9 protein-coding genes are annotated in these 12,868 nt (G+C 39.1%); 7 read left to right on the forward strand and 2 right to left on the reverse strand.

Translation table 11 applies throughout. The features are described 5' to 3' along the window. Positions 1-349: 349 nt before the first annotated feature. Entirely contained in the window at positions 350-814 is a 465-nt protein-coding gene (locus P2W72_RS14835; protein WP_276364159.1) for a response regulator, read from the reverse strand. Between the two features lie 143 nt (positions 815-957). On the opposite strand from P2W72_RS14835, the gene P2W72_RS14840 reads away from it, so the two are divergent. From P2W72_RS14840 to P2W72_RS14860, 5 genes are all read left to right on the forward strand, one after another. Next, positions 958-1,767: a hypothetical protein gene (locus P2W72_RS14840; RefSeq protein WP_276364162.1), complete on the forward strand. Its 810-nt coding sequence runs from the start codon at positions 958-960 to the stop codon at positions 1,765-1,767. Between the two features lie 69 nt (positions 1,768-1,836). Further along, the gene (locus tag P2W72_RS14845) at positions 1,837-4,149 is read left to right on the forward strand and encodes an Rv1355c family protein (protein WP_276364165.1); all 2,313 of its coding nucleotides are present in this window, start codon (positions 1,837-1,839) and stop codon (positions 4,147-4,149) included. A 42-nt stretch (positions 4,150-4,191) separates the two neighbouring features. Then, positions 4,192-6,339 carry a 7TM diverse intracellular signaling domain-containing protein gene (locus P2W72_RS14850; RefSeq protein ID WP_276364168.1) on the forward strand — a complete coding sequence of 716 codons (2,148 nt, stop codon included), beginning with the start codon at positions 4,192-4,194 and terminating at the stop codon, positions 6,337-6,339. Further along, a complete protein-coding gene (locus P2W72_RS14855; protein WP_276364170.1) occupies positions 6,340-7,431 on the forward strand; it encodes a hybrid sensor histidine kinase/response regulator in 1,092 nt (363 codons plus the stop codon). It abuts the gene before it with no gap. A 1-nt stretch (position 7,432) separates the two neighbouring features. Next, positions 7,433-7,831, forward strand: coding sequence for a response regulator (locus P2W72_RS14860; RefSeq protein ID WP_276364173.1), 399 nt, complete (start codon positions 7,433-7,435; stop codon positions 7,829-7,831). A gap of 19 nt (positions 7,832-7,850) precedes the next feature. Here P2W72_RS14860 and P2W72_RS14865 read toward each other — a convergent pair whose 3' ends face one another. Beyond that, positions 7,851-9,494: a Zn-dependent hydrolase gene (locus P2W72_RS14865; RefSeq protein ID WP_276364176.1), complete on the reverse strand. Its 1,644-nt coding sequence runs from the start codon at positions 9,492-9,494 to the stop codon at positions 7,851-7,853. Positions 9,495-9,691: 197 nt separating this feature from the next. Between P2W72_RS14865 and P2W72_RS14870 the strand changes: the two genes are divergently transcribed. Further along, positions 9,692-12,022, forward strand: coding sequence for a TonB-dependent receptor (locus P2W72_RS14870; protein WP_276364179.1), 2,331 nt, complete (start codon positions 9,692-9,694; stop codon positions 12,020-12,022). Positions 12,023-12,058: 36 nt separating this feature from the next. Beyond that, positions 12,059-12,862, forward strand: a complete 804-nt coding sequence (locus P2W72_RS14875) for a DUF4249 domain-containing protein (protein WP_276364182.1) — start codon at positions 12,059-12,061, stop codon at positions 12,860-12,862. Positions 12,863-12,868 lie beyond the last annotated feature (6 nt).

Consider the following 12,868-nt stretch of genomic DNA (forward strand, 5'->3'; position numbering starts at 1 on the left):
TAGAAAGTTACCAACTCTTATTTACATGCCCCTGTGTGTGCTAAAATCTCATGTTCGCTTCATCTGTTTATTTTTTGTTTTTAATGGTGAAGAATTGATCATGATTTAATCATCATACCCCTGCGGGTTTGGGCAAAATCATGATGGCTTCATATTTCTTTGTTTTGTTTCCCCAAAAGTAAGGTGCCTCACGGTCTTGCTAAATGACAATTAGGTGGGGAAACAGAAGAACTCGGTAAAAAAGGGGAAATTGTCGGTAAAAGTGCCTGACTCTATTTGAAAGCTCTAAAAACCGGATATTTACTCCTGAACCAGGCTACGGGAAATCAGAAATACGAGAAAGATTGAATTAGGAAAGAAGTTTTTGACGAAGTAAAAACTCAAGCTGATCATTGGAGACCGCTAGCTTACTGTTCATTTCCTTCAGTTCTTTGGCAGCTGTATAGGCTTCAAATGCTTTTTTAATGGTTTCGTCAAGCTCCTGCTCACTCCAGGGTTTACTTAAATAATGAAAGATCTTCCCTTTATTTACTGCATCAATAACTGCATTCATATCGGCATACCCGGTTAAAAGAATACGAACCGGTTCCGGATATTTTTCAATTACCTTTTCAAGAAATTCGATACCTGTCATATTGGGCATACGCTGATCCGTAATGATAATCTCTACGGGCTTCGTTTCCAATAATTTCATCGCTGCGTCTGCACTGGAAGCAATCAATATATTATATTTAAGCCGGAAAGTTGCCTTAAAAGAAATAAGGTTATTTTCTTCGTCATCAACATACAGTATATCGATCTTTTTGTCAGACATTTGGGGGTAACATTAATATTTTAGCAAAAATAAGTATAATTAATAAAAACAAGGTATTTATCAATTAATTTGCATTGCAATAACATTTTAAACGTTTTAGATACTAAATATAGCATATTCAGCAAAGATTTGCGACTGTAAGAATGGAAATTCAATTTAACAATGGTAACCCGGTAGTCAGGTTGAGAGCGTTCAGAGCAATTGATGATCCCAGATCATGTGAATTGTTTATTGAAGGACACAGGAAAGTACTTACCAGCATAGGAGTTGAAAAAGTAACATCCTCGAACAACGAATGGATGAATAACCCTGCAGCATTCGTGATGATTGTTGAATCATTGGATAAAAAAAATATTTACGGTGGAGCCCGCATTCATGTTGCCGGTGGTTCAGAACCGCTACCTATTGAACAGGCTACCGGAGCGCTTGACCCTTCAATTTATGATCTGGTTTGGCAATATGCCCAGAATGGTACGGGTGAGGGTTGCGGACTGTGGAACTCGCGTGAGATTGCAGGATACGGCATTGGAAGTATATTCCTTACCAGAGTTGGTGTAGCCATGTCAACTCAGATCGGGCTGGATTCATTATTCGGTCTTTGTGCTCCTTATACTGTAAAAATGGCTCAGAGTGTGGGTTATGAAATAGAATATGGAATAGGAAATAACGGCACCTTCTACTACCCCAAACTTGATCTGGTTGCAACGGTACTTATCCTCAGGGACTTGAAAAATCTGAGTGCAGCTGATGAAGAAAATAAACGGGCTATCATGGCACTCCGTGATAATCTTCAGGGTGTTCGTATTGAAGAGCTCCGGAAGAAAAAAATCGAGATTCACTATGATATTGAAATTCCGAACATGGATCAGTGGGACCTTCAGGCTACCATTGCCAATGCAAAGAAAATTGTATCCAGTCAAAAGATCGACGAACGCAACATAAATTTACTTTAGTTTAGCATTTCATACATGATCTGATAAGCAGTAAATTCACCCAGTAGTACTACTTAATATTCAAACCCCATGAATAACAGGCTTTCTGAGCTGAAAAAAGCATCCGGACAAATGCAACTTGTCTATAAACCTGTATTTCTGAGGATCACTGATCACTCAGAAAAGACTGCTCTTGATGAACTGATCGAGAATAATGTCTCTTTTTTTCACGACGAAATTTACGGGCAACTGCAGGAACTTGTTAAAATGAAGAGTCCTGCACAACGCATCAGGCCCGAAGATTATCCTGAACTCATCAAAAAGCACCTAGCCGGCCGCGACATTAATGCCTATGGTGTATGGGTTTATTATCCCTGGAGCCGCAGGTTGGTTCACATGCTTGATGAAGAAGAATTCAAACAGGTAAGAACCAACCGCAATCAGTATAAGATAACTGTAAAAGAACAGGAAATATTAAGTACAAAACGCATCGGCATCATTGGATTATCAGTTGGCCAGTCAATCGCCCTGACTTTGGCCATGGAGAGGGGATTCGGTGAACTTCGCCTTACTGATTTTGATACTCTCGAACTCAGTAACCTGAACCGCATCCGTTCATCTGTTCATAATCTTGGTGTTCCCAAAGTAGTGATCACAGCCAGGGAAATTGCTGAAATGGATCCATTTCTTAAGGTAAGCTGTTTTTTTAACGGCCTTACTGAAGAAAATATGAATGATTTTTTCAGTACAAACGGCAAACTCGATCTTCTGGTAGATGAATGTGATGGTCTGGATATTAAAATCATGGCTCGTTTTAAAGCCCGCGAACTTGGCATTCCGGTAATTATGGACACCAGCGACCGGGGAATGCTTGATGTAGAACGTTTTGACCTGGAGCCAAACCGTCCGCTGCTTCACGGAAGCATTGAGAATGTAGATCCTCATACTATAAAGGGACTTAGCACAGAAGATAAAATTCCAATCATGCTTCAAATGCTTGGGGTGGAAAACATTTCGCTGAGAGCAAAGGCCTCTATGATAGAAGTGGAACAAACCATCAATACCTGGCCTCAGCTCGCAAGTTCGGTAGCCCTTGGCGGTGCTGTGGGAGCTGATGTAAGCCGCAGGATATTGCTGGATCAATATCATGCCTCCGGAAGATACTATATTGACCTTGAAGAACTGATTGGGGATAACAAAACTGAAGCAGAAATACCGCAGAGCAGAGTAAACCCTTACCATCTTCTTAAAGTTGAGGAAATGAAGCAAATGGCTTCAAAATGTAGTCTTGTAGCCGCTGGTGATGATATTTCTCCGGATAAGGATAGTATCAATAGCTTAGTAGCTGCTGCTGCTGCTGCCCCATCAACAGGAAACGATCAGCCATGGAAATGGCTTTACAAAGATGGCACCCTATACCTGTTTCATGATGAATTCAGGTCGCATTCTTTTGGAGATTTCCAGAAAACTGCTTCTTTCATCACTTTTGGAGCAGCCTACGAAAATCTGTTTATTCATGCCTTAAGCTTGGGAATAGAGCCCTATTACAGCTTTTTCCCGGATAAATCAAATGAAAAACTGGTAGCTGCAATACGTTTTAAGAAACATGCACCCAATGCACTGACAGAACTTTTAAGCCCATTGGATCAGGCAATTTACAAGCGTCATACTAATCGGGTAATGGCACCCAGGACTGCAATTCCTCAGGATATTTACTCCCGTTTGGCTTTACTTGCAGAATCTGTCCCGGGAGCCAGAATGAGGTGTTTCACAGATGAAAATGACATGAAAGGCCTGGCAAGGATTATAGGTGCCTGCGACAGAATGCGCCTCATGCATCCCGAAGGACATTATGATTTTGTTCACAGGGAAATGCGCTGGACTCCTGAAGATGCAGAAAAAACACTGACTGGCATTGACATCAGAACCCTTGAACTCGGAAATTCTTTACTGGCAGCAATGAGTGTTATCAAAAGTGAAAAGGTAATTAATGCCGTTAAGGATCTTGGCGGAGGCAATGCCCTGGGGATGCTTGCCATGCGCACTGTTTCAACCGCATCAGCCTTATGCATGATCAGTATACCCGGCTATGAACTCCGGAATTTCTTTGAAGGAGGCCGTTCAATGGAAAGATTCTGGCTGGAGGCTACAAATTTAAATCTGGCAATCCATCCTGTTATTTCTCCGCTATATCTTTTTTCGCGTATTTTGCATGGAAATGGCGAAGGACTTGATGAAAAAAACATTAAAGAGCTTCATTTTTTAAGAGAACAGTTCAACAAAATTACCGGAACAGGGAATAGCGATGCAGAAGTTTTCCTAACCAAAATTGCAATAGCCGAAGAGCCGAAATTGAAAGCACACCGTTTGCCGGTTAAGGATATTCTGTTCTTTGAAGATTAGTTCAAATTATCTATAGCCCAGATCCCGAATAAACATTAAGGAATGAAGAGATTTTACAGTATTCTGTTCTTATTTACACTGATATGTATTCAACACCTATCAGCACAGGAACCTGTAATATTCAAAGGTAAAAACATAGTTATTGGAAACCATATTTCAATATTAGAGGATCCCAGTAATAGCCTGAGCCTGAAAGACATTCAGAAATCAGATGCTTTTATCCCTTCAAGTGTTCCGATTCCAAATCTTCAGTTAAGCAGTTCAGATTTCTGGATCAAATTCAGCATTAAAAATGAGAGCGATCTGAATAAGATCATTCTTGCGCTTGAATATCCGATGCTCAGTGTCTGCGAATTTTATTCGATGAGAGATGGGAAAGTTCAGAGCATGAGCTATGATGATCCCTTTTCTAAACGTAAATACAAACATCAGAACTTTATTTTTGATGTAGACCTGCCTAAAGGCGAAACTGCAAGTTATTTTATCAGGGTAAAAAGCTCGGAGCAGATGGTACTCCCACTGATTCTGGGACCGCCTAAAGAAATGGCTGAAAAAATGCTGACCAACGATCTGGTTTGGGGTATTTTTATCGGACTCATCCTGGTGATGGTAATCTATAACCTGTTTATTTACCTTTCGGTTAAAGATTCAAGTTATCTCTACTATGTTGCCTACAGCTTACTCATTGGACTAACCCAGATAACCCTCGGCGGATTTACCTATCGTTTTGTCCTGTTTGACCATCCTTCATGGAATCATTTGGGAATAATCTTATTTCCCGGCCTGGCAGGTATAACTGGAAATCTGTTCATGATGAACTTCCTGCAAACCAAGGATAATACGCCAAAACTTCATAAGGCAATTTATGTTCCTTTTCTGATATACAGTACTGCCATTATTTTAAGAATACTGGGTTATGATCAGGCAAGTTACAGAGCAATAGATATTGCAGCCATCACAACAGTACTGCTTACATTTACCGTAACTATTTCACTTTCAAGAAGAGGGTACAGACCTGCAATTCTATTCCTGATCGCATTTAGTATGTTCTTTACCGGGCTCTTGCTATTCGTTCTGAGGAACCTGGGAATCGTGCCTTATAATGACTTCAGCAATTATACCAAAGAGTTTGGTATCGCTTTAGATGTTGTTTTACTTGCCTTTGCACTTGCCGACAAGATCAACACCTTTAAACGGGAAAAAGAACGGTCGCAGGAAGAAACATTAAAAGCATTAAAAGAAAATGAAAGAATAATCAGGGAGCAAAATGTAATCCTTGAACAAAAGGTAAACGAACGTACACTTGAGTTAAGTGAGACAAACACCGAGTTAAATCAAACGTTAATAGATCTGAAAGAAGCTGAGGGTCAGCTTGTTGAAGCAGAAAAAATGGCTTCTTTAGGTCAGCTGACTGCCGGAATTGCTCATGAAATAAACAATCCGATAAACTTCGTAACTTCAAATGTTACTCCACTTAACCGGGATGTCGATATTCTCATCGATTTTATTTCGGAAATGGAGAAAATCGGACTTTCTGATCTTCCTGTTGAAGAGAAGAAAAGAAAGATCGAAGAACAGAAAGAAGAGTTTGATTATGATTATCTGAAGATCGAAATTGCACAGCTTCTCAAAGGTATTTACGAAGGAGCTTCAAGAACGTCTGAAATCGTAAAAGGCCTGAGAGTATTCTCTCGTCTGGATGAAGATGATTTGAAAAAAGCAGATATGAATGGTGGTCTGGATTCGACCCTCATTATTGTAAATAATTTATTAAGTAACAAAATAAAGCTCGAGAAGGTATACAGTGCGATTCCAATGATTGACTGCTATCCGGGAAAGCTGAACCAGGTATTTTTAAATATTATTTCGAATGCTATCTATGCGATTAATAAGAAGTTTGGCGATAATCCCGGAGGAATTCTTAAAATCAGCACAAGCAGCAACGAAAAAAGCGTGTTTGTTAAAATAGAAGATAATGGTATTGGTATGGATGAGGCGACAAAGAAAAAGATCTTTGAGCCATTCTTTACTACCAAGGATGTTGGCGAAGGCACCGGATTGGGCATGTCAATTGCTTTCAACACAATAAGGAGGCATCAGGGAGAAATACAGGTTAACAGTACCCCGGGACTTGGAACAGAGTTTATCCTTGAACTGCCTATAGTACTTGAAATTACAGAAGATATTTAAGTGGAAAAGCAAGACAAAATTAAAATTTTATACGTTGATGATGAGATCAATAACCTGACGGGTTTCAAGGCTTCATTCAGAATGAACTATAACATTATGATTGCAGTAAATGCAATAGATGCTATGGAACATCTCAACTCAAACCCCGATATCAGGGTGATATTCTGTGATCAGCGTATGCCGGGAAAAACCGGTGTACAGTTTTTTGAAGAGATCAGAAGCCGCTACCCAAAACCCATCAGAATTCTGTTAACAGGATACACAGATATTGATTCGGTTATCGATTCCATAAATTTGGGTAATGTCTTCAGATATGTTAAGAAACCATGGACAGATGCAGATATTCTGGGTGCAATTAACGAAGCAAATAAATTTTACGTATCCAATTCCCTGCTGGCAGTAAAAAATGAGGAACTTCAGAGAGCTTATAATGAGCTGGATAAATTCTCTTACAGCGTAACACACGATATGCGTGGTCCGCTTCTTAGCATTCTTGGTGCAATTGAAGCAGCACAGCATATGGAAAACATCTCTGAAATCAGGGATATGCTGATGATGATGAAAACCTCTGTTCGTAATCTGGATGATTTTATTCAGAGTATTCATGATTATTATAATCTTAACAGGGGTGAACTTGAGATCAAACAAATTGATTTTAAGGAACTTGTAGAGGAGCAGATCCGTATTTTCAGCTTTACTTACCTTGTTAGTGATGTTAAATTTAATACCTCAATAATACAAAAGGAAACTTTCAGGGGAGATGAATTATCAATTAAGCTTATCCTCAATAATCTTTTATCCAATGCTTTTAAGTACCAGAAAAAAGATAATAAAGATAAATTTGTTGATCTGAACATTTTGGTTGAAAATGGATCGGCAATAATTGAGGTATCAGATAATGGAGTAGGAATTGCCGAGAATCTTCTGGGAGATATCTTCAATATGTTCTTCAGAGCAAATTCACATGAAGTTGGTTCAGGGTTTGGCCTTTATAATGTAAAAGTTGCTGTAACTAAATTAAATGGAAAAATTACCGTAGATTCAGAACTTAATAAAGGAACATGTTTCAGGGTTACCATACAAAATAAGTGAGATGTCAGCACCATTTCCACATTTTATAATTATTGATGACAGTCAGCTGGATTGTTTTATCGCTGAAAAGATCATTCAGAATACAGGAACTTTTTCCAGTGTAAAATCTTATACTGAGGCTACAGATGCACTTGAATCAATAAAAGATTTGGGTGAAAAAATTGATGCCGTAACCATTATTGTACTCGACATACAAATGCCCCTGATGAATGGGTTTCAGTTTGTTGAGGCCTTCGAACAACTCCCTTCAGAAGTTCAATCAAACTACGCTATTTTCATGTTCAGCTCATCGATCAATGAAAATGACAAGAACAGAATGGAAAATTATCCCTCAATCAGACGCTTTTATGGTAAACCGATATCAAAGGATACTGTAGCAAGAATGATAGAGCAGCTTTGATACCGGTATAAAAACTATATTATTTCAAGCCAAGAACATCAATCCCCTGTTCAAAAATTACATCTACAGGAATACCTTTTTTACCCAAACGATCCAGATCAGATTTAAGGTCTGCATGAATTAATGCCATTTCTTTCTGCACTTTCTCAACTGCATCCTTGTCTCCATTACCCTGAAGCGTCAGAATCTTATTACTCAGTTCATTCATGGCAGATTCGAACTTTTGACAATTTACCTTGTAAGTTCCATCCTGACTACGCTCAAAAGCACCCTGATCGTTAAAGAAATTGAAGCAAAGCATATTCGCCTTGCCATGTGCCTCACCCGCGCCAAAACGAACTGAACGCAGAATACCGGCCATAAATGTGGTATAATAATCTTTAATATCTCCTTCAAGTTCTCCCTTTTTTAAGAGGCTGCTCACCATATACAATCCCAGGATATCTGCTTTACCCTCTTCAAGCCATGAATATTGCTCCTGAAGTGCTTCGCGGACATATCCCTTACCGGTAACTGTTGATTTAATCCCCAATCCGTGGGCAACCTCATGGAACATCACATTCGCAAAAAAGGCATCAAAATTGATATGTTTACGCTGGCTTTTATCGATTAGTTCCTGAGAAACCGGAACCATAATCTTATCAAACTTAGCCCTCATCGCATTTTTGAGTTGTGAACGCCGCGTTCCTTTTTTCTGTTGAATCTGCTCATCATTAGGCAGGTTCACAGCGATAGTTTTACCTCCTGAATTACCATCTCCTGCGTAATAAACCACGTCAAAGGCTGCCAGCTGAGAAGAAGTCCCCGGCCGCTCCTTTTTATAAGCCGCATCAACCGGTAAACCTCTTTGAAGTTCAGGAAGCATACTTACATATTTTTCCAGACGCTTACTCCATTCCCTGTCTTTAACCAGAACATAACTTTCAAATGCAGCACGTGCATTGAACAAGCCATCTTCATAGTTTTCAATTGGTCCTATGATAATATCCAGTCCGCTATTGGTCATATCCATCCAGGCATAGTCGCTGGCTGTATAATTATCGGTGAGTAATGCTTCTGCACGAAGATTGAGATAGTTCCTCAACTCGGGCTGTTCAGATATCTTTGCTGCTTCTTTGAGCAGCCCGGCAGCTTTGGAAAGCCCATCTTTAAAATAGACACTATATGGCACTGAAATCAATTTCCCTGAACCATCTCTGCGAATCATGGAATAAAGTCCTTTTTTGTCAACTACATCAGACTTTTCAAGTTCTTCCTTAGTCATATTTGCAGGGTAAAATCCGGATCCTTCAGGTTTTGACCCGATACCTGCAACAAATGGCTTATCGTCATTTAGCCGGTCCCAGGGTCCATAGTTGATCATGATAAACGCTCTCGTTTTTTCATCTTTTACAGTAGCGAGCAAGCTATCACGCTGCGGATAAGATTGCTTCCAGAACAATTCATCCATAATCTGTGCAGCCTGAATCAACAGGGGTAAAACTTTACGTTCAGCTTCTGTAAGTTTAGATATATCTGTACTAAGCTTTACTTTAGCATACATAGGGAGACGCTCTTCTACATACAATTGCAAGCTGTCTTTATTTCCTTCAGAAGCCTTTTTTTCTGAATTATTTGAACAGGATGCCATTCCCATCATGGCAAAAGTTCCAATTATCAACATTCTTTTCATATTGGTTGGTTTAAAAAGAATAAATATAAAAAATCCGGCAAGGGTATCCTGAAAATAGCATGCAAATATCTTACGTCCAGCTTACAATCATTTGTAAAATTGATGAGCTAAAGTGTTTAGCTTTGCAGAGCTGTTAGAAATTGAAATCTGAATTAACCTTTCAGATATATCCGATTATTTTTTTGCTGATGCTTCGAATTAAAAACATCTTAAGAGTATTTATCATTCTTATGGTTTTCTCCATTAATGTTAAAGCTCAGGAAAACTTTACTATAACCGGACTTATAACCGACTCTCTTTCAGGAGAAACCCTTATCGGTGTTAGCCTGAAATTTACCGGCAAAACCCAGTTGGGAACAAGCACTAATGCCTATGGCTTTTATTCTTATAAATTAAGTCCGGGGGAATACACCCTAAGTGTAAGTTATATCGGTTACAGATCTGTTAATAAAAAGATCAATGTTGATAAAGACATCAGGCTTGATTTAAAAATGATACCCGATAATGTACTGGACGAAATTATCATCAGCTCTGAAAAAAGAAATGATAATTTAATCAATGCTCAAATGGGCATTGCCAAAGTAAATCTCTCGGAGATTAAAAATGTCCCGGTTCTGTTTGGTGAACGTGATATTTTAAAGACCATCCAGCTTATTCCGGGTATAAAACCTGCAGGAGAAGGAAACAGCGGATTTTATGTAAGAGGAGGTGCTGCAGATCAGAACCTGATTCTGCTGGATGAAGCTCCGGTTTACAATGCCTCACACCTTTTAGGATTCTTCTCTACCTTCAATTCTGACGCAATTAAAGACGTTAGTGTTTATAAAGGCGGTATGCCTGCACAATATGGGGGAAGGTTATCATCGGTTCTGGATATCAGGATGAATGACGGAAATAAAAAAGAATACACTGCCGAAGGAGGTATCGGACTGATCTCATCAAGGCTGAAAGTAGAAGGTCCTTTATCCAAAGACAAAAGCTCATTCATGATTAGCGGACGGCGTACCTATGCAGATGCCTTTTTAGCTTTTTCAGGAGACAGTTCCATCAAGAATAATACCCTTTATTTTTACGATTTGAATGCCAAGGCAAACTACCAGATAGACAGTAAGAATACCCTTTACATGTCGGGATATTTCGGCCGGGATGAACTCGGGCTCAATGAAACTTTCGGCTTTGGATGGGGAAATGCAACCGCTACCTTACGCTGGAATCATTTATTCAGCAATCGCTTATTCTCAAACACATCCCTGATATACAGCAATTATGATTACAAAATTGAGAATTTCCTCGAAGAGAACAGCTTCAAAGTAAATTCAAGTATTCGCGATCTGAATCTTAAGCAAGATTTTCAACTATCCCTTAATAACAGCCATAACCTGCGCTTTGGCACGGATCTGATCTATCATAGAATCAGGCCGGGCGAAGTGCAGCCGGGTGAAAAATCCAGTGTTAATCTGATCGCGGTTGAAGATAGGAAAGGAAGTGAAATTGCCGCATATATTTCTGATGAATGGGAGGTAAATGAAAAACTAAATATTGTATACGGATTAAGGACAAGCTCATTCATGCTTTTAGGACCGGGTAATTTTTCATCTTTTGACAGATCCGGTAATATTACTGCAACCAGTTTTTATCAGGATGGGAAACTTGTTAAAAGTTATTTCAACCTTGAACCAAGGATTTCTGCCGCTTATCAATTGAATGAAGAAGCTTCATTTAAAGGATCTTACACCAGAAACAGTCAGAATCTGCATTTAATGTCTAATTCAACTGCCAGCTCGCCAACAGATTTGTATATCATGAGCAGTAATAATGTAAAGCCAGAACTTGCTGATCAGATATCGCTCGGCTATTTCAGAAATTTCAATGATGATAAATTTGAGTTTTCTACTGAAGTATACTACAAAAAATTGCAAAGACAGATCGAATACCGAAGCGGTACAGATCTGAGGGCAAATACAAATGTGGAAGCCGATCTGCTTTATGGAGATGGACGTGCATATGGAATTGAATTTTTCCTTAAAAAACGTTTTGGTAAACTGAATGGATGGCTTGGATACACTTTATCAAGAACAGAAAGAAAATTCGATGAAATTGAAAATGAAAACTGGTTTCTGGCTAAACAGGATCGCACCCATGATCTTTCAGTAGTTGGAATTTACAAGGCCGGTGAAAGATGGACACTATCGTCGACTTTTGTTTATAATACGGGCAATGCAGTAACTTTTCCTGCCGGAAAATATCAGCTGAATAACAATACTGTCTTTTATTATTCGAAAAGAAACTCAGACAGAATGCCAAACTATCACCGGTTAGATTTTTCTGCAACATTAGAAGGAAAACCTGGCCGGAAAGTGAATTCAAGCTGGTCTTTTGGCATTTATAATCTTTACAACAGGAAGAATGCATTTTCAATCGACTTCAGAGACGATCCTGATGATGCAAGTAAAACACAGGCTGTAAGAACCACTCTGTTTGGAATAATTCCTTCAGTAACCTGGAATTTTAAATTTTAAGTGATGGGAGGTTTCTATTTTAAATTTAAACGGGAAATGAGAAAAATAGGTGTAGAACATAAAAGTATACTTATGCTTTTAGCAGGATTTCTGATGCTTACATCCTGTGAAGAAGTGATCGACCTGGATCTTCAGAAAGCCGGGCCACGCATCGTAATTGATGGCAGTATCAGCAATCAGAATGAAAATCACGTCGTACGTATCTCCAAAACCATCCCTTTTGATGCACCCAATACTTTCAACGGACTTAAAGGAGCGAAAGTAAGTCTGATTACCCCCGGCGGAACATCAGTGAGTTTGAGCGAGATCAGTGATGGCATATACAGAAGCCCTCAGTTCAGAGGGACACCCGGAATGACCTACAAACTCGAAGTAATAGCAGAAGGCAGGGTTTATACCGCCAGTTCCACCATGCCGTATCCGGTTTTACCAGATTCTATTTCCTTTAAAAAGCTTAGTTTCTTTGGCAATACAAGGATTTATCCCAATGTGTATTACAAAGATCCTGCAAAAGTTCAGAATCAGTATCGCTATATCCTGAAGGTTAATGATAAACAGCAGGCTGACATCGTTTTTGAAGACCGTTTTAATGATGGTAATAATGTTTCTGATCTGATCATTTATGACAGTGAAGATGACCTGAAACCGGGTGATGTACTAAATATTGAAATGCAGACCATTGACAGAAATGTATTCAAATATTATTACGCTATAGGTCAGATCAAAGGAGAGAATGGCCCCCCGGTTGCTCCTGCAAATCCTGAATCAAATTTCAGCAACGGCACTTTAGGTATTTTTAATGCCTTCACCAAATCGTCTGTTACAATAACTTTGAAATAAAATACA

Source organism: Daejeonella sp. H1SJ63, from assembly GCF_029360775.1.
Lineage (GTDB): Bacteria > Bacteroidota > Bacteroidia > Sphingobacteriales > Sphingobacteriaceae > Daejeonella.